The 21,438-nt window shown below is 39.1% G+C and carries 24 protein-coding genes; 10 read left to right on the forward strand and 14 right to left on the reverse strand.

Annotated features, from left to right (window positions below; translation table 11 throughout):
• The first annotated feature begins 8 nt into the window (after nt 1-8).
• The 3 genes from guaB to IC572_RS02360 all read left to right on the forward strand — a co-directional run bounded on the left by guaB (nt 9) and on the right by IC572_RS02360 (nt 2,828).
• Nucleotides 9-1,454, forward strand: coding sequence for an IMP dehydrogenase (guaB, locus tag IC572_RS02350; RefSeq protein WP_001221704.1), 1,446 nt, complete (start codon nt 9-11; stop codon nt 1,452-1,454).
• Nucleotides 1,455-1,575: 121 nt separating this feature from the next.
• On the forward strand, nt 1,576-2,256 hold the full coding sequence (locus IC572_RS02355) for a F0F1 ATP synthase subunit A (protein ID WP_000401206.1): 681 nt from the start codon (nt 1,576-1,578) through the stop codon (nt 2,254-2,256).
• 323 nt (nt 2,257-2,579) lie between these two features.
• Complete coding sequence (locus IC572_RS02360) at nt 2,580-2,828, forward strand: RNA-binding protein (RefSeq protein ID WP_000790557.1); 249 nt, start codon at nt 2,580-2,582, stop codon at nt 2,826-2,828.
• A gap of 217 nt (nt 2,829-3,045) precedes the next feature.
• On the opposite strand, the gene IC572_RS02365 is transcribed toward IC572_RS02360, so the two are convergent.
• From IC572_RS02365 to IC572_RS02395, 7 genes are all read right to left on the reverse strand, one after another.
• Nucleotides 3,046-3,867: a glycosyltransferase family 25 protein gene (locus IC572_RS02365; RefSeq protein ID WP_187854942.1), complete on the reverse strand. Its 822-nt coding sequence runs from the start codon at nt 3,865-3,867 to the stop codon at nt 3,046-3,048.
• A 357-nt stretch (nt 3,868-4,224) separates the two neighbouring features.
• On the reverse strand, nt 4,225-5,160 hold the full coding sequence (gene trxB, locus IC572_RS02370) for a thioredoxin-disulfide reductase (protein ID WP_000564425.1): 936 nt from the start codon (nt 5,158-5,160) through the stop codon (nt 4,225-4,227).
• Nucleotides 5,161-5,165: 5 nt separating this feature from the next.
• Nucleotides 5,166-5,486: a thioredoxin gene (gene trxA, locus IC572_RS02375; RefSeq protein WP_000020204.1), complete on the reverse strand. Its 321-nt coding sequence runs from the start codon at nt 5,484-5,486 to the stop codon at nt 5,166-5,168.
• An 88-nt stretch (nt 5,487-5,574) separates the two neighbouring features.
• Nucleotides 5,575-5,919, reverse strand: coding sequence for a YraN family protein (locus IC572_RS02380; RefSeq protein ID WP_187854943.1), 345 nt, complete (start codon nt 5,917-5,919; stop codon nt 5,575-5,577).
• Entirely contained in the window at nt 5,920-7,185 is a 1,266-nt protein-coding gene (locus IC572_RS02385) for a homoserine dehydrogenase (RefSeq protein WP_187854944.1), read from the reverse strand.
• Between the two features lie 10 nt (nt 7,186-7,195).
• Nucleotides 7,196-8,980 carry an excinuclease ABC subunit UvrC gene (gene uvrC, locus IC572_RS02390; protein ID WP_187854945.1) on the reverse strand — a complete coding sequence of 595 codons (1,785 nt, stop codon included), beginning with the start codon at nt 8,978-8,980 and terminating at the stop codon, nt 7,196-7,198.
• Nucleotides 8,981-9,442 carry a hypothetical protein gene (locus IC572_RS02395; RefSeq protein WP_187854946.1) on the reverse strand — a complete coding sequence of 154 codons (462 nt, stop codon included), beginning with the start codon at nt 9,440-9,442 and terminating at the stop codon, nt 8,981-8,983. It lies immediately after the preceding gene.
• Here IC572_RS02395 and IC572_RS02400 point away from each other — a divergent pair.
• A complete protein-coding gene (locus IC572_RS02400) occupies nt 9,434-9,613 on the forward strand; it encodes a hypothetical protein (protein WP_001847249.1) in 180 nt (59 codons plus the stop codon). The two genes, IC572_RS02395 and IC572_RS02400, sit on opposite strands and share 9 nt — an antisense overlap.
• A 3-nt stretch (nt 9,614-9,616) precedes the next feature.
• On the opposite strand, the gene egtV is transcribed toward IC572_RS02400, so the two are convergent.
• The 7 genes from egtV to IC572_RS02435 all read right to left on the reverse strand — a co-directional run bounded on the left by egtV (nt 9,617) and on the right by IC572_RS02435 (nt 15,392).
• Nucleotides 9,617-10,267, reverse strand: coding sequence for an ergothioneine transport ATP-binding protein EgtV (egtV, locus tag IC572_RS02405; RefSeq protein ID WP_187854947.1), 651 nt, complete (start codon nt 10,265-10,267; stop codon nt 9,617-9,619).
• Between the two features lies 1 nt (nt 10,268).
• On the reverse strand, nt 10,269-11,930 hold the full coding sequence (egtU, locus tag IC572_RS02410) for an ergothioneine transport permease/ergothioneine binding protein EgtU (RefSeq protein ID WP_187854948.1): 1,662 nt from the start codon (nt 11,928-11,930) through the stop codon (nt 10,269-10,271).
• A 68-nt stretch (nt 11,931-11,998) separates the two neighbouring features.
• Nucleotides 11,999-12,436, reverse strand: a complete 438-nt coding sequence (locus IC572_RS02415; protein ID WP_000802458.1) for a hypothetical protein — start codon at nt 12,434-12,436, stop codon at nt 11,999-12,001.
• A 5-nt stretch (nt 12,437-12,441) separates the two neighbouring features.
• Complete coding sequence (gene motB / locus IC572_RS02420) at nt 12,442-13,215, reverse strand: flagellar motor protein MotB (RefSeq protein ID WP_115044103.1); 774 nt, start codon at nt 13,213-13,215, stop codon at nt 12,442-12,444.
• 2 nt (nt 13,216-13,217) lie between these two features.
• The gene (gene motA / locus IC572_RS02425) at nt 13,218-13,991 is read right to left on the reverse strand and encodes a flagellar motor stator protein MotA (protein ID WP_000366184.1); all 774 of its coding nucleotides are present in this window, start codon (nt 13,989-13,991) and stop codon (nt 13,218-13,220) included.
• A 15-nt stretch (nt 13,992-14,006) separates the two neighbouring features.
• A complete protein-coding gene (locus IC572_RS02430; RefSeq protein WP_187854949.1) occupies nt 14,007-14,774 on the reverse strand; it encodes a HesA/MoeB/ThiF family protein in 768 nt (255 codons plus the stop codon).
• Nucleotides 14,775-15,392 (reverse strand): MBL fold metallo-hydrolase, encoded by a 618-nt coding sequence (locus tag IC572_RS02435; protein WP_000404711.1) that lies wholly within the window; start codon nt 15,390-15,392, stop codon nt 14,775-14,777.
• 108 nt (nt 15,393-15,500) lie between these two features.
• Between IC572_RS02435 and IC572_RS02440 the strand changes: the two genes are divergently transcribed.
• From IC572_RS02440 to IC572_RS02465, 6 genes are all read left to right on the forward strand, one after another.
• Nucleotides 15,501-16,526 carry a class I SAM-dependent methyltransferase gene (locus IC572_RS02440; protein WP_187854950.1) on the forward strand — a complete coding sequence of 342 codons (1,026 nt, stop codon included), beginning with the start codon at nt 15,501-15,503 and terminating at the stop codon, nt 16,524-16,526.
• Nucleotides 16,527-17,006: 480 nt separating this feature from the next.
• The gene (locus IC572_RS02445) at nt 17,007-17,333 is read left to right on the forward strand and encodes a dihydroneopterin aldolase (protein WP_187854951.1); all 327 of its coding nucleotides are present in this window, start codon (nt 17,007-17,009) and stop codon (nt 17,331-17,333) included.
• Nucleotides 17,312-17,914 (forward strand): 16S rRNA (guanine(966)-N(2))-methyltransferase RsmD, encoded by a 603-nt coding sequence (rsmD, locus tag IC572_RS02450; RefSeq protein WP_187854952.1) that lies wholly within the window; start codon nt 17,312-17,314, stop codon nt 17,912-17,914. The genes IC572_RS02445 and rsmD overlap by 22 nt, the downstream gene beginning before the upstream one ends.
• A gap of 8 nt (nt 17,915-17,922) precedes the next feature.
• Nucleotides 17,923-18,474, forward strand: a complete 552-nt coding sequence (fliL, locus tag IC572_RS02455) for a flagellar basal body-associated protein FliL (RefSeq protein ID WP_000797032.1) — start codon at nt 17,923-17,925, stop codon at nt 18,472-18,474.
• A gap of 6 nt (nt 18,475-18,480) precedes the next feature.
• The gene (gene acpS, locus IC572_RS02460; RefSeq protein WP_187854953.1) at nt 18,481-18,831 is read left to right on the forward strand and encodes a holo-ACP synthase; all 351 of its coding nucleotides are present in this window, start codon (nt 18,481-18,483) and stop codon (nt 18,829-18,831) included.
• A gap of 201 nt (nt 18,832-19,032) precedes the next feature.
• Nucleotides 19,033-21,429 carry a TonB-dependent receptor family protein gene (locus IC572_RS02465; RefSeq protein ID WP_187855027.1) on the forward strand — a complete coding sequence of 799 codons (2,397 nt, stop codon included), beginning with the start codon at nt 19,033-19,035 and terminating at the stop codon, nt 21,427-21,429.
• The last annotated feature ends 9 nt before the right edge of the window (nt 21,430-21,438 follow it).

The raw sequence follows: 21,438 nt of genomic DNA on the forward strand, positions 1-21,438 counted from the left end.
GATAGAAAATGAGAATTTTACAAAGGGCTTTGACTTTTGAAGACGTGTTGATGGTGCCTAGAAAGTCCAGCGTTTTACCTAAAGATGTGAGCTTAAAATCCCGCTTAACTAAAAACATTCGTTTGAATATCCCCTTTATTAGCGCGGCTATGGATACGGTTACAGAGCATAAAACCGCTATCGCTATGGCGCGCCTTGGGGGTATTGGCATCGTGCATAAAAACATGGATATTCAAACGCAACTCAAAGAAATCACCAAGGTGAAAAAAAGCGAGAGCGGGGTGATTAATGATCCTATTTTTATCCATGCGCACAGGACGCTAGCGGACGCTAAAGTCATAACGGATAATTACAAGATTTCAGGCGTGCCTGTGGTAGATGATAAGGGGTTGTTGATTGGGATTTTAACCAACAGAGACGTGCGCTTTGAAACCGATTTGAGTAAAAAAGTGGGCGATGTGATGACTAAAATGCCTTTAGTTACCGCTCATGTGGGCATTAGCTTGGATGAAGCGAGCGATTTGATGCACAAGCATAAGATTGAAAAATTGCCCATTGTGGATAAAGATAATGTTTTAAAAGGCTTGATCACGATCAAGGACATTCAAAAACGCATTGAATACCCTGAGGCTAATAAAGATGATTTTGGGAGGTTGAGAGTGGGGGCGGCTATTGGAGTGGGGCAGTTGGATAGGGCTGAAATGTTAGTTAAAGCGGGGGTAGATGCGTTAGTGTTGGACAGCGCGCATGGGCATTCAGCTAATATTTTACACACTTTAGAAGAGATTAAAAAAAGCTTGGTAGTGGATGTGATTGTGGGGAATGTGGTTACTAAAGAAGCCACAAGCGATTTGATTAGCGCGGGAGCGGACGCTGTTAAAGTGGGTATTGGGCCAGGAAGCATTTGCACCACTAGGATTGTGGCTGGGGTGGGAATGCCTCAAGTGAGCGCGATTGATAATTGCGTAGAAGTGGCGTCTAAATTTGATATTCCTGTGATTGCAGATGGAGGGATCCGCTATTCAGGCGATGTGGCTAAGGCTTTAGCTTTGGGGGCATCAAGCGTGATGATAGGCTCTTTACTCGCTGGCACAGAAGAATCTCCTGGGGATTTTATGATTTACCAAGGGAGGCAATATAAAAGCTATAGGGGCATGGGCAGCATTGGGGCTATGACTAAAGGGAGCTCTGATAGGTATTTTCAAGAGGGCGTGGCGAGTGAAAAGTTAGTCCCAGAAGGCATTGAAGGGCGTGTGCCTTATCGTGGTAAGGTTTCGGATATGATTTTCCAATTAGTAGGGGGCGTGCGCTCTTCTATGGGGTATCAGGGGGCGAAAAATATTTTGGAATTGTATCAAAACGCTGAATTTGTAGAAATCACTAGTGCAGGATTAAAAGAAAGCCATGTGCATGGCGTGGATATTACTAAAGAAGCCCCTAATTATTATGGGTGAATTTTAAAAGAAAACAAGACAAATCGTTAAAAAACTCGTTAAAAAGCTTGATTTAATGAGTTTTTAAAACTTAATTGCTACAATTAAGGAAATTTTCAATAAGGCTTAGAGAAACTTTTTCATGGAACACAGAGTATTTACTATTGCTAATTTTTTTAGCTCCAATCATGATTTTATCACCGGGTTTTTTGTCGTTTTGACAGCGGTTTTGATGTTTTTCATTTCGCTTGGCGCGTCGCGCAAAATGCAGATGGTACCTATGGGTTTGCAGAATGTGTATGAGAGCATTATTAGTGCGATTTTGATCGTGGCTAAGGATATTATAGGCGAAGAATTAGCCCGCAAATACTTCCCGCTAGCAGGCACGATCGCTTTGTATGTCTTTTTTTCCAACATGATAGGCATCATTCCAGGTTTTGAATCCCCTACGGCTAGCTGGAGTTTTACGCTGGTTTTAGCGCTGATTGTGTTTTTTTATTACCATTTTGAAGGCATTAGAGTGCAGGGCTTTTTCAAGTATTTCGCTCATTTTGCAGGCCCTGTGAAGTGGCTCGCTCCTTTCATGTTCCCTATTGAGATCATCTCGCATTTTTCTAGGATCGTGTCTTTATCGTTTCGTTTGTTTGGGAATATCAAGGGCGATGACATGTTTTTGCTCATCATGCTTTTATTGGTGCCTTGGGCGGTTCCTGTAGCGCCCTTTATGGTGTTGTTTTTTATGGGGATTTTACAAGCTTTTGTTTTTATGATCCTCACTTATGTGTATTTGGCAGGGGCTGTTTTAACCGATGAAGGGCATTAAGCAAAACATTCTTGTTTGGCTTTAATATTGTTTTTTAAAACTTTGTTTTATGGTAAAGCTTTTAAAAGGATAGGGGGGTGGTTTTGAAACCATGTTCTCCTTATCCTTTGATAACGCTTTTTACAATTACCGCTTGCTTGTGTAAGTTCTATTTTATTATCAATACCCAATTTTAATAGCTTTTATAATTTTTTAAGCAATCATTAGATAAAATCCACCATACTTCTGTTTTGGATGTGTTTGGGTTTTAGAAGTGTTACTTTTTTATAACTTTTTCATATTCTTATGGGTATGTTGTCATTTTTTTACCGGAGAATTTTATCTTGAAAAACATTTATGTAGGGAATTTGGTTTATAGCGCTACCAGTGAGCAAGTCAAGGAGCTTTTCAGTCAATTTGGTAAAGTTTTTAATGTCAAACTGATTTATGACAGAGAAACGAAGAAACCTAAAGGTTTTGGCTTTGTAGAAATGCAAGAAGAGGGCGTTAGCGAAGCGATTGCTAAATTGGATAATACGGATTTTATGGGCAGAACGATTAGGGTAACCGAAGCCAATCCTAAAAAATCTTAATCTTAAAGCGTTAGAAAATTAGAAAATAATTTTCTAATGCACTTCATTCTCTTAATGCGTCTTATTTAGATTGCTTATAGAAGCTAAAAGGGGTTAAAAACCCTTTTAAAATCCATTTGAAATTTTAATCCATTTTTAAAAAGGCGGTTAAGTTTTGTTCTAATCAAATAGGGGCAAATTAACGCTTTAAAACGCTTTTTAGTATTTTTATTATTCGCTATACAAACTGCCAATATTTCAAATATTTAAAATGGAGTTCTCTCATTAAGGCGATTTTAGGGCTATAGGGTTCTTCTTTTTGCGCTATCGTAGAGATTTGCTCATCATCAGCGATCACAAAAGGTTGTAACACCAGATTTTTCACGCCATGGATAAAAGTAGCGTCCATTATCGTATCCACAGGAACAACCCATTTTCGGCTGTGTTTCAAAAAAACTTTGGCAATCTTGGGCGTGATCACATAGCCTTGCGTCCCCACCCCTTCGCTATAAGCTTTAATGATCCCCACACGCTCTTGTATCTCGTGGTTTTTATGACTCAAAGGCTCACTTTTCACGCTGGCATCATACAACAAATGCATCAAACGCACATAGCCTAACTCATGGATGTGTTTTTCTAAAAAATCCAAGCCCTCTTTAAAATCTTCTTTCAAGGTTATATCGTCTTCTAAAATACAGATCGCTTCATTGAGTTCTATGCATTTTTCCCACAAGGAATAATGGCTCGCATAGCACCCAAGTTCCCCCAAGCTCATAAACTTCGCATGGTATTTTAAAGCGTAATAAAACTTAGAAACCTCACTGATGAGATTGGTTGCAATCCTCATGTCTTTGATGTTTTGCGTGATGAAATAAGGGTGTAAATGCTTTTTAACTAGGGGATGCAACCCGCCTTCAAAAGTCTTAGAATAAATCGCATCAAAAATTTGCGCTTGGTGGTGGGTGGCGTTGATGTTATTGAGTAAAGTCGTGGTGTCTCTAAAAACCAAACCAAATTTATCGCACACTTTTTGATTTAAAGAAATGATAAAAACATGCAAAGCTTAAACTCCCATAATTTTTAATAGAGTATATCGTTTTTAGGCTCTGTTTTACAATAAAACTCTTAAGAGAATAGGGGGTATTAAAATAGTTCTCCCCCCTACAACCCCCAACTAAATCCCCACAACCCCCTAAGGAGCGCTTTTTTGATCAAACAAGTTCTTTTATTATATTGATTGTAAAAAATGTTTTGAGCATTTTTAAATTTTGTGATCAATATTTAATTAAAATAAAGCAAGAGAACGAAATCGCATTGCAATTAAACAAAAACCTAAAATACCTTAGAAGTTTTGAAAATCCAATGAATGTTTGAAGCGAGAACCCATAACCCTAAAATCTAGGGCTATAAGCTTGATTTAATGGTGTTCTAAATAAGAAATCACGCTTAAGGCTGCCGTAGCGCCATCGCTTGCAGCACAAACCACTTGTTTAGGGGCAAAAATGCGAATATCCCCTGCTGCAAACAAGCCTTGAACATCCGTTTTCATGGAAAAATCCACGACAATAGAGCCGTATTCATCGCATTTGCATAGCATGGAGTTATCTTCTTGTTTTAACACGGCGTTATTCACGTCATAACCCACAAAAATAAAAAACCCCGGCACGATTAATTCTCTTGTTTCATTAGTGGCTGTGTTTTTAATGCTTAAAGAAGACACGCCAGAAGCATCGCCCTTGATTTCTTCCACCACATAAGGGGTTAAAAACTCAATCTTATCGTTGTTTTTGGCATGCTCTAAAGTGATAGGCGCACACCTAAAACCATCTCTTCTGTGGATGAGATAGACTTTTTTGCAGATGTTGGCTAGATAAATCGCCTCTTCTACGGCGGTATCGCCTCCACCAAGCACCGCTACTTCTTTATTTTTGTAAAAGAAGCCATCGCATGTCGCGCAAGTGCTCACGCCTTTACCCCAATATTCTGACTCGCCCTTGATGCCTGTGCGTTTAGGGCTACCACCAGTAGCGATAATCACGCTCTTAGCTTCAAAAGTCTTGCCATCTTCTGCCAAAATAACAAAATGAGAGTCTTTTTTAGAAACCCTTTGAACAGCGGTCATCTCATGCTTTAAGCCAAAGCGGAAACACTGCTCTTGCCATGGTTGCATGAAATCCAACCCGCTCACCACTTCCTTAACGCCCGGATAGTTTTCAATCTCACTACTGCCAGTGATTTGCCCCCCAGGCATTCCTTTTTCAAATAAAACGGCGTTTTTGACACCGCCTCTAGTGGCGTAAAGCCCCGCACTCAAACCTGCAGGACCACCTCCAATAATCGCGCAATCTATCATGGCTACTAGCCTAAAAGTTTGTTCAATTGCTCTTTTAAAGCAACTTTAGTTTGTACGCCCACCAACTGATGGACAACTTCGCCATCTTTTGTGAATAGAAGCGTAGGAATGCTTCTAATCCCAAATTTCGCGCTCAATTCTTCTTGCTCATCGGTATTGACCTTACAAACCTTAGCCTTACCTTCATATTCGCTAGCTAATTCATCAATCACAGGGGATAGCATCTTACAAGGACCACACCATGGTGCCCAAAAATCCACTAACGCAACCCCTTTTTTAATGGTGCTTTCAAAATTTTCTTCAGTTAATTCAATATAGTGACTCATTGGTTACTCCTAAATATATGATTTTGATTAACGAGAATTATATTAGCTTAAGAATGTTAATGAAAACGCATGGGTTTTGGATAAAAATCTAAAAAGTGATATTTTCTAAAAGCTCAAATTTACCATTTTTCACAATAAGGGCGTCAATGCAAAAATCGCTATTGGGATCTTTTTGAGACAAATAACAGCGGATCGTTTTAATCATCTTTTTTAATTTGCTCGGCGTGATCGCATAAATGGGATCAAAATTTTCCCCGCTTTTGACTTCAATGAAATGCAAAACCCCTTCTTTAAAAGCGATGATATCAATTTCACCAAATTGTGAAAAAAAGTTCCTTTCTATCATTTCAAAGCCTAGCGTTTTTAAAAATTCGCAAGCCTCTTCTTCAGCCTTCAAGCCCTTTTCTCTATGTTTGTTATTCAAAAAACGCATTCAATTTTCCAAACGAATCATCTTAGGGGTATCCAACACGCTTTTTAGATTTTCAAGCTCTTTAAGGGCGTTCAGCATAGATTTTTCGTTGGTGGTGTGCGTGGAAAATAAGATTTTAGCCTTGTTGGATTGCGGGATTTCTTTTTGCAAAACATTGTTGAGCGAAATATCATTTTGAGCTAAAATCGCGCTGATTTGAGAAAAAACCCCTTTTTCATCGCTCACTAATAAGCGCGCATAATAAGCGCATTGGATTTCTTCTTTGGGTTTTAGGGGGAGTTTTTGAGGGGTTTCAAAGCCTAGCATTAGAGAGCTTTTTTTCCTTGCGATTTCTATAATATCGCTAATGACCGCGCTTGCGGTAGGCTCTCCCCCAGCCCCAGCCCCATAATACAAAGTCTCGCCCACCTTATCCCCTATAACGCTGATAGCGTTCATTACCCCATCCACTTTAGAGAGCATGCATTCGTTTTTGATCATGCTTGGATGCACCCTTAATTCAATGCAATCTGGGTGTTTTTTAGCGATGCCTAAAAGTTTGATGCTATAACCAAATTCTTTAGCAAACTCCATGTCGTCTGGCTCTATTTTTTCAATGCCTTCAATCAAGATTTCTTCTAATTTCGCATCAATGCCATACGCTAAAGACGCTAAAATCAATAATTTGTGCGCCGCATCAATGCCCTTAATGTCAAATTCAGGGTTTAATTCCGCATAGCCTAAATGTTGGGCGTCTTTCAAAGCGTCCTTAAAGCTCGCTTGATTTTTAAACATCTGGCTTAAAATGTAATTGCTCGTGCCGTTTAAAATCCCTTTAAAAGAAAGGATATGATTAGCGCTCAAGCCGTCTTTTAAAGCCTTGATAATAGGAATACCCCCACACACGCTCGCTTCAAAGCCTATGGGGGTGTTTTTAGCGATTTGCTCTAATTCATAGCGGTGATACGCTAACATGGCTTTATTGGCTGTAACGAAAGCTTTTTGCTTGGCTAAAGTTTTTTTAGCTAAAAGATAAGGCGCTTCCACCCCACCCATAAGCTCCACGACAATATCAATTTCTTCATCTTCTATCAAGCTTTCTAAATCATCACTGATTTCAAAAGGATAGCCTTTGTGCTTTTTCACGTCTCGCACCACCGCTTTTTTAATTTTAATTCCCACACCGGCTCTGTCTTTAATGATTTCTTGATTTTCTTGTAAGATTTTAGCGACCGCGCTCCCCACACACCCTAAACCCACAAGCCCTATATTCAATCTTTTTTTCATGCCTTTTCCTTTAATTTCGTTTTTTCAAAACGGCGTTTTTTTCCTGTTCGCTCGCTTTTTCTATCGCTTCAAAACTCCCAAAATAATCCAATAATTTTTTCACGCTGGCTTCTCCTATGCCCTTTTCTTTTAAAAGAGCGATTTGTTTCATGTTTTTAAGTTTAGTGGATCTGTGGAAGTTTATCGCATACCGGTGGCTTTCATCGCGCAATTTTTGCACCCACTGCAAGCGTTTGTCGCTAGGGAGTAATTTAAAAGTATCGCTAGGCGTATGGATAATGTCTTTAGCGCCCCCTTTAGAGCGATAAGCTTTAGAATCCCTTTTTTCTTTAGAAATAGCGATCACTTCTACAAAACTCCCACTGCTTTTTAAAATTTCTAAAGCGATGTTTAATTGCGCCCTCCCTCCATCGATCACCCACAAATTAGGCGGTGGCTCTTTAGCAAAGTCTAAAGCCCTTCTGGTGAGCAATTCGCTCATTTGAGCGTATTCATTAGAGCCTTTCAAATGGTAGCGCCGATAAGAATCTTTTTGAAATGCATTGTTTTCATACACGACCATTCCCCCCACGCATTGGCTGTTTGAATGGTGGCTTGTGTCAAAGATTTCCACCCTATAAGGCACGCACTCTAAATTGAAGAGCGATCGCGCTTCTTCTAAAATCCGATCTTCACTAGAGGTTTTTTCTTGGCTAAAAATCTCTTGAGCGTTTTTCATAGCGATTTCTATTAAAGCGAGCTTATCGCCTTTTTTAGGGATATTAAGAGCGATTTTTTTAGAATATTGATGAGAGATAAACTCTTGCAATTCTTTAAGCGTTTCATTAGAACAAGCACTCAATAAGATTTGTTCAGGCATCAAAGGCAAATGCGATTGGTAATGGTTGATAATGGCTTGTTTCATCGCTTCATCAGTGTCAAACCCATTGAGGGAGTGGATTTTTTCAAACGCTGAAGAAATGATTTTACCCCCACGCATAAACATTTTCACCAACACCGCCTTATTGCTTGCGCCATAAAAAGCAAAAATATCCAAATCGTAGAGTTTGGCCAAATCCATGCAAGTGAAAGGGGCGATTTTTTGGATTTTTGCAATCCTGTCCCTGTAAATTAGGGCTTCTTCAAAACGCAAGTTGTTAGAAAGGCGCTCCATTTTTAATTCAAGCTCTTTGATGAGTCTGTCTTTATTTTCAATCATTTCTAAACATTCTTTAGCGATTTTTGAATACTCTTCTTTGGTGATTTTATTCTCGCATGGGGCTTTACAACGCTCTATTTGATAAAACATGCATGCCTTTTTATCCTTGATGCAATTTTTCTTTTGAACTAATGGGAGCAATTCATACAAGCTGTCCAAAATATCCTTAGCCCCGCTCGTAAAAGGGCCAAAATATTTAACGCCAGGCTGTTTTAAAATTTTTCGTGTGATTAAAGGGATAGGGAAATCGGTGGAAAAATCCATATAAATATAAGGGTAAGTTTTATCGTCTCTTAAAAGAATGTTGTATTTGGGCTTGAGCTGCTTGATCAAAGAGTTTTCTAAAATCAAAGCGTCTTGCTCGTTTTCCACTAAAATGGTTTCTAAAAAAGCGATTTGTTTGACCATCATTTGAATGCGTAAGCTTGCGCGAGGATTGGGCGTGATTTCATTATTACGGATGGAAAAATAGCTTTTGATGCGCTTTTTTAAATTTTTCGCCTTACCGATATAGAGCAGTTGGCGGTTTTTATCAAAATATTGATACACCCCACTGCTATTAGAAAGGTTTTTCAAACTGGACAATAAATCAGCCATTCACTTCTCAAAAAGACTTCGTTGGTAGTGGATCAAAGCGCGCGCTTTTTCAAAACATTCATGCAAACGAGCGTCTTTAATGGGGTTATGGAACAACCCTAAAGCACTAGGGCGAAAAAAACGGGCTTGTTTTTTAATAGGGGCATAAAAATTGGCTTTTTCTAAGGAATCTTTAGGCACATAACCTAAAATTTCTAATGCGCTAAATTCATCAAACCCATAAGCATGCCCTTGCGTGTTTAAAAAATGGCTGATTTCTTTAGCGAATCGCTGGTTAAATTCCTTAGAAGCCCAAAGATCTTTAAACGCAAAAAGCAATTTAGAATCTTTTATGAAGATAAAAAGCAAATTTTCTTGTAAACTTAAAGGCATAAAAACCTTAAGCTTTTTGAGTTTCAAAAGAGTTTCAAGCTTTTTATAAGACTTTTTTTGAATGAGTAAGGAGAAAATATTTTGTTCCATAAACTGATCTTAACATGCTTTTTAACGCTTGTGGCAATAACGATTCAAGCTTGCGGCTATAAAGCCCCCCCATTCAATGAAAAACCCGCTAAAAAAACTTCAAACAGCTCTAATTCTTCTATGCAAACGCCCACCAACAGCACCACGCCAGAATTTTTAAACGAGCCTTAAAAATCACTGCTCTTGTTTAAGGGCTTTGATTTCTAGGGTTTTTGTGGCTAACTTTTGCGCCTCGCTTTCATCATGCGTTACCATAACGAAAGTGGCGTGAGAATTTTGGTGTATTTCTTTGATGAGATCCTGTAAATTCTTACGATTGGAACTATCTAAAGCGCTAAAAGGCTCGTCTAATAAAATGAGTTCTGGCCTGTGGATAATCCCCCTAATAATGCCCACCCTTTGGGCTTGCCCCCCACTCAATTCATTAGGGAATTTATCCATAAGGCTCTCATCTAACCCCATTTTTAACGCTAAGGCTTTGGCCTCTTTTTGAGCGGCTTGTTTGTTTATGCCTTGTAAATTAAGGCAAAAAGTCATGTTTTGTAAGGCGTTTAAATGAGAAAATAAGGAATTGCCTTGAGCGATATAGCCTATTTTTTGGCGTAAAAAAGCGTTGTTTGAAAGGGTCTCATTAAAGATTTTAACGCTCCCAAGATTAGGTTTTAAAAGCCCTAAAATCAAGCCTAAAAGCGTGCTTTTGCCGCTCCCGCTCTCCCCTAAAACGCATAAAAAATCCCCTTTTTCAATGCTTAAATTAAAATCCTTAAAAACAGTGCGATTGTGGTAGTTAAAAGACACATTCTCTATTGTAACGATTTCTTTCATGCTATAACCCCAAGCTTTCTAAAAAATCTTTAGCTACGATTTTAGGGCTTTTTTTCAACACTTCCACCTGATAGTTTAAATCTTGCATCATTTCATCGTTAATTTTTGAATCCAATTTTTCTAAGATTTCTAGTGCTTCAGGATACTTTTTGATAATTTCTTTTCTTATAACAATACCGGCCTGATAATTAGGGAAAAACCCTTTATCATCCTTAAGCACCTTTAAATCCAGCTCTTTGATTTGAGCGTCTGTGGTGAAGACATCTAAAGCGTTGATTTTATGGGATTCAAAACTTTTATAACGCAAATTAATATCCATTTCATGCAAACTTCTAAAATGAAAGCGATAAGCTTTCACTAAGCCCTTAAAAGCGTCCTCTCTTTCAAAAAAGTCAAACTCCGCTCCAAAATCAAAATTTGGGCTATGAAGGGCTAAATCGCTGAAAGTTTCAATCGCGTATTTTTGAGCGTCTTCTTTAGAAATCGCTAAGGAATAGGTGTTATTAAAGCCCAAAAGCCCCACCCATAAAAGATTAAATTCCTTTTCATAACGCTTTTTAATCGTTTCAAAATCCACTTTTTGCGTCAAAGGGTTTTTGAGCGTGTTCACCCAAGCGGTGCCGGTATATTCCACATACAAATCAAAATCGCCTCTAATTAATGCCGGATGGATATTCATCGTCCCCCCACCAATGCCAAACGCCCGCTTGATAGGAATGTGGTGTTTTTCTAACAAAAGGCTTAAAATCTCGCCCAAAATATACTGCTCGCTGCTAGGTTTTGTAGCCACGACTAAGGGCTTTTCTTCTATGGCGTTTCTAGGAATGAGCCATAAAGCGCTCGCTAGCAATAAAAAAAGGAACACCGCTAAATTAAGATAAACTCTTCTTTTTTGTTTTTGGGTGGCGTTTTGAGAAAATAGGCGTTGCAAAGCGTTTTCATGCTGAAAGACGCTCACAAATTTATCCGCTAAAACGCTAAAAAGAGCTATGATCAAACTGCCTGCTACTAAAAGCGTGGTGTTTTGCGTGTTTAGCCCTCTAAAAATCGCCTGCCCTAAGCCCCCAGCCCCAATGAGCGCTCCAATCCCAGCCATCGCCACTAACATCACCACCGCAATCCTTAAACCCACTAAAATTTGGGGGATAGCGAGCAAGAAGTACACCCTAAAAAACAACTCTTTGGGGTTACACCCTAGCCCAATAGCGGCTTTAATGACCTCTTCTCGCACCTCTTTTAAAGCGTTATAAGTGCTATGGACAATGGGCAATAAGCCGTATAAGACCAACACTAAAAGCGCGTTTTTTAACCCCACCCCAATCACAGGAATGAATAAGGCGAATAACGCTAGCGATGGGATGGTGTAAAGGAAATTCACCACAGGGAGCAAGAACGCCCTAGCCTTTGAATTATAAAACACAAAAACCCCAATCAAAACCCCAAACACCAGCACGAGAAGACTAGAAAGCGCAACGATGATAAAATGCTGTGCGATCAAGTCTATAAAATAAATGAAGCGATCATGAAATTCTTTTACCAAATATTTTACCACGCTTATTTTTAACATTATGGCAACTAAATGCTGCGTCATTACATCTACAAAATGGAGCAACCATTCATACAATTCTTTGATCAATTGTTTAAAAACGCCCATGCTTGGCATTATAACCAAACTTATTTGAATAAAGGGGTTTTAAAATGCTGAAGGCATTCTTTAATGTTGGTTGCAGGTTAAAACTGAAAGGTGCGTTTGCCTAAATTGGTGCTCACTTCTATCCATAGCGGCTGGTTTTCGCATAAAATTTCATAGGCTACGCTTTGATTCCTCACTAAAGAAACGCTTTTAGGCGTGGGGTAGAGCGAGCAAGAACGCCCTTGATTGATGTCAATCTTTAAAATAACCACGCTCTCCACTACAGCGCTCACCTTTAAATAATACGACTCCCTAGCCCCTTGCCATTCTAAATAGGGCGTTTCTTGGGGGACAATCTCTAACGCTACTAAAGGGCTTTGAGCCAGTTTCAAGCGCGTTTTTTGCTCCTGCTCTTTTAGTTCTTGTTCTCTGTTGATCCCCTTATCAATCAAATCAAAAAGGTTTGAAGAAGCGTCCTTTTCTCTAGCAATAAGGCTCGCTAACAACAAAAAGATTAACAAAAAAATTGGTTTCATGCGATTCATTCTTGCTGTTTGTGGGGATTGAATTCTTCATCTAAAATAGAATGGATCTTACTCAAATCGTTCGCATCGGTTGAAAAAAAGATTTCCACACGATTGTTTTTCATTCTGTTTTCTAGGGAGTCATTAGGCGCGATAGGGTTTGTAGATCCGTAAGAAGAAAAAGACAATTGGTTAGGATTTACGCCGTATTGTATAAGGACTTTCATCACCCTATAAGCGCGATTGGCGGCTAATTCATAATGGCTTTTAAAACGGGTTTTAGTTAAAGGCGTATTATCCGTAAAACCTCTCACATTGATATGCACCCTTTTAGGGAGTTTTTGAATGATTTTAGCGATCCGTTCAAGATAAAGCATCATGTCTTGATTGATAGTATCTGAAGTGGCGTTTTCAAATAATAAACTAGAGGGGAGCTTTAAAACAGAGCCTTGATCAATTTGCTCTAAAACACTGCCCTCGCCTTTGCGAGCGATAGTGGCTTTTGTTTCGGTATTTTGCGAAGCCGGTTTGGAGCTTTCGCTCGCCATTTGCTCTTCTTCTTTCCCTGAATCAGGGGGGATCACTACAACCGGCTGCATCGCCTCTGGCTTGGGAGCGTAATTAAAAATCTTAATGAATTCGGTTTTTAAGGCTTCCACTTTGGATTTATTGACCGCTGAAATGGCATAAAGAGCGATAAAAAGCGCGAGCAACAACGATAAAAAGTCCGCATAAGGAACCGCCCATTTTTCACCGGCGGGGCATTCGGTGGGTTTGTTTTTCTTAGCCATGTTTAGCCCTCAAATTGAGATTTTTTAGGCTCACCGGGAGCGATGTAGTTTAAGAGTTTGTTTTCTAAATCCCTTGGATTTTCCCCATTAGCGATGCCTAAAATCCCCTCTAAAAGAACGGTTTTTTCTTTGATAATGTCTTTAGACTTAGCCTTGAGCTTATGCCCAAAAGGGCCAAAAATCGCATAAGCGCACATAATCCCTGTAACAGTGGCCGTAAAAGCCCCAGCGATCCCTGCTGCCATTTCAGCCGGGTTATCCAGTTTTTGCAAGGCTAGCATAAGCCCCATAACCGCCCCCACTAACCCCATAGTAGGAGCGGTCTCACCGGCAGTCTCCCAATAATGAGCGGCGCCGTGGTAATACTCTTCCATTTCTTCAATGCTGATTTCTAAGCTTTCCTTAACGGATTTTAAATCCTTGCCATCTATGATCATAGACAAACCATTACGGGTGAAATCGTCTTCAATTTGCGCCACTCGCCCCTCCAAACTCAACACCCCATCTTTTCTAGCCAGAGTGGCTAATTCCACTAAATTTTTAATGGTTTCGTTTAAATTGATTTTAGGGTTTAAAAAAACAATTTTTATCTCTTTGTAAGCGGCTTTCACGTAACGAGCATGCGTGCCTGTCATGGCGGCAAAAAGCGAAGTAGGCACAATGATAATAACTGAACTCAAATGGATAATGTGCAACGGGTTGCCATCTTCTAAAATATCGCCTAGCGAAATAGAAGCGACCGCCAATACCAAGCCTAGTATGGTTGATAAATCCAAAACTTACCCCTTAATCTAAATTTCATAATCCTGTAAATGCGTGATTTTATGCGTGCCACAAACCCTACAATCAGGGTTTTTGGGTGCTTGAATTTTTTTAAAATCCATCGTTTTAATATCGGCTATAAGTAAAGTATTTATAAGTAAAGTTTCAAACCCTAAAAAATATTTAAGGCATTCGCTCGCTTGGATACACCCTAAAACCCCAGGTAAGACCCCAAAAAGTCCTGAAATAGGATTTAATCCCTTTTTAGGGGGCTTATCAAAAACACATGCTAAGCATGCGCTATGGGGTAAAACGCTCATGCTTTGCCCCCTGTATTTTAAAACCCCGGCATGCGAATAGGGTTTTTGGGCTAACACGCAAGCGTCATTGATCAAAAATTTAGCGTTGAAATTGTCTGTAGCGTCTATGATAAAATCGTAAGGCTCTACGAGAGAAAGAGCGTTATGAGCCTTAAAGCGTTCTTCAAAAGCCTCTATTTCAATGCTAGCATTGAGTTGTTTTAAGCGCGCTTTCGCGCTAGAGACTTTAGGTTGGTTTAAAAAATCCTGTGAATGGATGATTTGGCGTTGCAAATTACTCATATCTACTGAATCAAAATCCACAATACCTATTTTTCCTATCCCAGCGGCACACAAATACATCAAAACCGCCGATCCAAGCCCCCCGGCTCCAATGACTAAAACGCTAGATTTTAAAAGCTTCAATTGGCCTTCTTCGCCCACATCTTCTAGCATGATATGGCGCAAATAACGCTCTTTGTCTAGCCGGCTTAACAATTAAGCCATCCTTGAAACCCAAATTTTAGAATGCTCTCTTTCGGCAAAAAAACTTGTTTTATCCCCATGCCCTGGATAAATCTCTATGTCTTTAGAGAAATCTAAATTTTGAAACCTTAACAGGGACTCTTTCATGTCTTTTTCATTAGAATAAGGGAAATCATAACGGCCAATGCTGCGATAAAAGATAAAATCCCCGCTAAAAATTACCCCTTCAATTTCTATGATAGAGCAACCGGGCGTGTGTCCGGGAAAATGCCAGTATTTAATGGTGGTGTTTGCTATCTCTAAAGTGGTGCAACCCTTATTGCAAGGCACGCTAAAATTGGGGCTAAAAACCGGCATGCCTAAATGGAAAATATCATTTTCTAGCATGAACACATCGTCTTTGGGGGCGTAAATGGGGGTGTCTTTAAGGGTTTTTGACAATTGAGCGCTATCCCATACATGATCATAATGCCCATGCGTGATTAAAATCGCCTTAGGGTTTTTAGCGTTTTCTAACACCCATTCGCTGCTAGAAAATCCGGGATCGATAATAAAATCTATCCCACTAGAAAGCTTCACAATATAAGCGTTTTCTTCCACCGCCCCGCATTCTCGCCTTAAAATTTCCACACTACTAACTCCCTACTAAACTAGCTTAAAAAGTCATTATTATTGAATATCATAGCGCAAAAATAAGGCGATTTTGACTAGAATAGCGGTCTCTTATGGTTGGTTAAAATGAGTTTGAATAAAAGGGAAATCGTGCGATCGTTTGGGAATTACATGCAAGAGTGGCTTTATGGCGAAAAGGGGTATTACAGAAAGGCGCTAATCGGTCCAAAAGGGGATTTTTACACTTCGGTGTCTTTGAGTAAGTTTTTTGGGGGCGCTATTGCGTTTTATATCATTAGGCTTTTAGAAGAAGAAAAATTATTTTTGCCTTTAAAAATTATAGAAATTGGCTCTCATCATGGGCATTTTTTAAGCGATATAGCCAGTTTTTTAAACGCTTTGAGCGTGGGCGTAATGGAAAAATGCGAATTTGTCAGCTGTGAGCCTTTAAAGGAATTGCAAAATATCCAACGAACTATTTTCAAGCAAGCCACGCAATTGGATCTAATCAGTTGCACTTTAGAAGAGCTTGATTTTAAAGAAAAAAAAAGCGCGTTCGTTGTCTCTAACGAATTGTTTGACGCGTTCGCTTGCGAGATCATTAAAGACAATCAAATGCTTTTTATCACCCATGATCATCAGGGCGTTTGGGGCGGTATTGATGAACCCACTAAAGAACTTCTTAAAAATTTGAATTTAAAAGAAGGGTGCGCGCCGTTATTTTTAGAGGCTTTCATTAAAAATTTGTTAGAAAAATTGAACGAGGCTTCTTCTTGGGTGTTTTTGAGCTTTGATTATGGCGATGAAACAGAGAGAAAGGACTTGCATTTAAGGGCTTTTAAAAACCACCAAGCGCTGGATTTTAAGGATATTTTAAACCATCTGGCTTCTTTGTATCAGCAAAGCGATTTGACTTATGATGTCAATTTTTCTTTGGTGCGCTTTTTGTTTGAAAAACACCATGCGCGATTTTCATTCTTCAAATCGCAGGCTAACGCTTTGCTGGATATGGGGCTTATGGGATTGTTAGAAATGTTTTCAAAGAGCGTGAGTTATGAAAGGTATTTAAAAGAAGCGGCTAAAATCAAGCCCCTAATTAGCCCTGGGGGTTTGGGGGAGCGTTTTAAAGCGTTAGAATTCGTGAAAAAATAAAATATAAAAAAATGATCAAAAGTATTTTTACAATCTAATAACAAAATAATTATTAATAATAAAGAATTTGCGTTTTAAGGGGGGGATTGGTATCTTGGATCTTTAAAATATTAAATACTAAGTATTTACTACTAAACGCTACGCTTTTGGGACTCGGTTTGTTTGAAAAGTTGGAGAGGAACTAACCCGCTTTCTAAGTTTAAGTAAGGTAAGAGCGTCAGGACATTTTAATGAAAAAGTTGATTAAAATGCTAAGTTATAGTAAAGAAGGAAGGAATATGATACGCCCTTCGCTCTTACCTTCGCCGGCCATTATACCAAAAAAAAAAAAAGATGTTATTTGAGCTTTATTTTTAACATTCTATTTTTCTTTTTTACAAAATGAAACAATTTTTGAGTTTATTTAATATTGGTATTTAAAAGAAAGAATCGCTATAATTTGAAACCATTTAAGTCTATTGATGGGATAAAGGGGGTTTTTTGAAAATTTTTCTTTCTTGTAAGTCTTTGTTGATCCAAAAGAGTTTGGAATTTTATTTGAGCGATTGCCTTTCTCCTATGGGAGTTTGCGATTTTGTTTTAAGCGATGATGAAACGCTAGAGATTAATAAGCCCCTATGCTTTATAGAAGAACGCTTAAGAAAGCCTTTCACCAAACAGAGCGTGAAAGAAGATACAGAGAATTATTATCGTGCTTTAAAAGAGAGCGAAAAACCTTGCGAAGAAATGAAAATTTCTAAAGAGCAAAAGATTAAGCAATTATTAGAAGAATACACCCAAAAACTATGCCAAATCATCAGTCAGTAAAAAAATTTAAGATTATTGGAGGGGCTTGTAAGGGATTGGGCTTGAATCTGCCTAAAACTTCTAGCACGCGCCCCACCAAAGCGATCGTAAGAGAGTCGTTTTTTAACACCTTGCAAGCAGAAATTATAGGAGCGCATTTTATAGAAGTGTTTTCAGGCAGCGCTTCTATGGGTTTAGAAGCTTTGAGTAGGGGGGCTAAAAGCGCGGTGTTTTTTGAGCAAAATAAAAGCGCTTACGCCACGCTTTTAGAAAATATCGCCCTCTTTAAAAACCGCCTGAAAAAGGAAATGGAAATTCAAACCTTTTTAGATGACGCTTTCAAGCTTTTACCCACGCTGTGCTTAAAAGATGGCGTTTTAAATATTATTTATTTAGATCCTCCTTTTGAAACAAGCGGGTTTTTAGGGGTTTATGAAAAGTGTTTCCAAGCTTTAGAAAGGTTATTAAACCGCTCTCATTCAAAAAATCTTTTAGTGGTTTTTGAGCATGAAAGCCTGCATGAAATGCCTAAAAGTCTCGCAACTTTAGCTATAATCAAACAGAAAAAATTCGGGAAAACCACTTTAACTTATTTTCAATAGGAATAGGCATGGCAGAAGAACAAGAAAATACCGCACAACAACCCCAAAAAAAAAGCAAAGCCCTTTTATTTGTCATCATTGGAAGCGTGCTAGTGATGCTTTTGTTGGTGGGGGTGATTATCATGCTGCTTATGGGGAATAAGGAAGAATCCAAAGAAAACGCTTCTAAAAACACCCAAGAAGTTCAAGCTAATCCTATGGCGAACAAAAATCAAGAAGCCAAAGAAGGCTCTAATATCCAGCAATATTTAGTGCTTGGACCTTTGTATGCGATTGATGCGCCTTTTGCGGTGAATTTGGTCTCTCAAAATGGCAGACGCTACCTTAAGGCTTCCATTTCGTTAGAATTGAGTAATGAAAAGCTTTTAAATGAAGTCAAGGTTAAGGACACAGCGATTAAAGACACGATTATAGAGATTCTATCGTCTAAAAGCGTGGAAGAAGTGGTTACTAACAAAGGCAAAAACAAGCTTAAAGATGAAATTAAGAGCCATTTGAATTCGTTTTTGATTGATGGCTTTATTAAAAATGTCTTTTTCACTGATTTTATCATCCAATAGTTTTAAATGATTGGCATAGATATTGTCTCTATTGCTAGGATAGAAAAGTGCGTGAAACGCTTTAAAATGAGGTTTTTAGAGCGTTTTTTATCGCCAAGTGAGATTGTTTTGTGTAAGGACAAATCTAGCAGTATCGCCGGGTTTTTTGCGCTTAAAGAAGCTTGCTCTAAAGCCCTTCAAGTGGGCATTGGTAAGGAATTGAGCTTTTTAGATATGCGTATTTCTAAAAGCCCTAAAAACGCCCCCTTAATCACCCTTTCTAAAGAAAAAATGGATTATTTTAACATCCAAGGCTTGAGCGCGAGCATCAGCCATGACGCTGGTTTTGCGATAGCGGTTGTGATGATCTCTCCGTAAAATTTATCAATAACATGCCCTAAAACCCCCCTAACATTCTGTTTTAAAAAACGCTTAGCGGCTGTTTGCAAAAAAAAATAAAAAACACTAAAAACCTTTTTCAAATCGTTTTGATAACAAATTGTAAATCAATAGAATCAAACTTCAAAATTTAAGTTAATTATAATAATTATTTTTATAATATGCATCGGTTTGAATTAAATAAGAAAGGTTATCATAATGAATGGTTATTTGAGGGTAAAAACCCCGTATTTTTTAGCGTCGGTCGTTTTGACTTTTTGGACTTTTAATTCTTTTATGAGCGCGAAAGATAAGCACCATTTTTTAAAAAAAGTTACAACCACCGAGCAAAAATTCAGTTCCAGCGCGCCGCTTTCATGGCAAAGCGAAGAGGTTCGTAATTCCACAAGCTCTCGCACGGTGATTTCCAACAAAGAACTCAAAAAAACGGGTAATTTGAATATTGAAAACGCCTTGCAAAATGTGCCAGGGATTCAAATCAGAGACGCTACAGGCACAGGCGTGTTGCCTAAAATTTCAGTGCGCGGTTTTGGTGGGGGCGGTAACGGGCATAGCAATACGGGCATGATTTTAGTCAATGGTATCCCCATTTATGGCGCGCCGTATTCTAATATTGAACTGGCGATTTTCCCTGTAACTTTCCAGTCAGTGGATAGGATTGATGTGATTAAGGGCGGCACAAGCGTCCAATACGGGCCTAACACTTTTGGAGGCGTGGTGAATATTATCACTAAAGAAATCCCAAAAGAGTGGGAAAATCAAGCGGCTGAAAGGATCACTTTTTGGGGGCGCTCATCCACAGGGGGTTTTGTAGATCCCAAAGAAAAAGGCAAGCCTTTAGCCCAAACTTTAGGCAATCAGATGCTGTTTAACACTTATGGGCGAACGGCCGGGATGTTGGGTAAGTATATAGGTATTAGCGCCCAAGGCAATTGGATTAATGGGCAAGGTTTTAGGCAAAACAGCCCTACAAAGGTGCAAAACTACTTGTTGGATGCGATCTATAAGATTAATGCGACCAATACTTTTAAAGCTTATTACCAGTATTATCAATACAACTCTTACCATCCAGGCACTTTGAGCGCGCAAGATTATGCCTATAACCGCTTCATCAACGAGCGCCCTGACAATCAAGATGGAGGGCGAGCCAAGCGCTTTGGGATCGTGTATCAAAACTATTTTGGCGATCCGGATAGGAAAGTGGGGGGCGATTTTAAATTCACTTATTTCACGCATGACATGAGCAGGGATTTTGGGTTTTCCAACCAATACCAAAGCGTGTATATGAGCAGTCAAAACAAGATTTTACCCTTTAAAGGCAAGGGGGAAATCAGTGCGACTAACCCTAATTGCGGTCTGTATTCTTATAGCGATACGAATAGCCCTTGCTGGCAATTTTTTGATCAGATCCGCCGCTTCGTGGTGAATGCCTTTGAGCCAAAACTCAATCTCGTTGTCAATACCGGTAAAATCAAACAAACTTTTAACATGGGAATGCGGTTTTTAACCGAAGATTTATACCGCCGATCCACCACTAGGAAAAACCCTAGCGTGCCTAATAATGGGAGTGGGTTTGATGCAGGAACTTCACTCAATAATTTCAACAATTATACCGCTGTGTATGCCAGCGATGAAATCAATTTCAATAACGGCATGCTAACGATCACGCCGGGCTTGAGATACACTTTTTTAAATTACGAAAAAAAAGACGCTCCCCCTTTTAAAGCAGGCCAAACAGGAAAAACCATTAAAGATCGTTATAACCAATGGAATCCGGCGCTAAATGTCGGCTATAAACCCATTAAGGATTGGTTGTTTTATTTCAATTATCAAAGAAGCTACATCCCGCCCCAATTCAGCAATATAGGTAGTTTTACAGGCACAAGCACGGATTATTTTCAAATCTTTAATGTCATGGAAGGCGGCTCAAGATATTATTTCAACAATCAAGTAAGTTTTAACGCGAATTATTTTGTGATTTTTGCGAATAATTATTTTACCGGGCGCTACGGGGATAATAGAGAGCCGGTCAATGCGAGATCGCAAGGCGTGGAGTTGGAATTGTATTACACGCCTATTAGAGGGCTTAATTTCCATGCGGCTTACACTTTCATAGACGCTAATATCACCAGCCATACGATGGTAACTAACCCTGCTAATCCTAAAGGGCCTAAAAAAGATATTTTTGGCAAAAAACTCCCTTTTGTCAGCCCGCACCAATTCATTTTAGACGCGAGTTACACTTACGCCAAAACCACGATTGGGTTGAGCTCTTTCTTTTATAGCCGAACTTATACAGATGTGTTAAACACCGTGCCTTTCACAGAATACGCGCCCACGATTAAAAACGGGGCTATCACTACCAAAACAGCGGGCATGACGCCGTGGTATTGGGTGTGGAATTTGCAAATTTCTAGCACTTTGTGGGAACGCAAAAATCAAAGCGTTAATGCGAGCTTGCAAATCAATAACATTTTTAACATGAAATATTGGTTTAGCGGGATAGGCACTAGCCCTAACGGGAAAGAAGCCGCGCCTCCTAGGAGCATCACAGCGTATGTGAGTTATCATTTTTAAGGTTTAATC

Origin of the sequence: Helicobacter pylori (genome assembly GCF_014496485.1) — a bacterium.
GTDB classification, from domain to species: Bacteria; Campylobacterota; Campylobacteria; order Campylobacterales; family Helicobacteraceae; genus Helicobacter; species Helicobacter pylori_DD.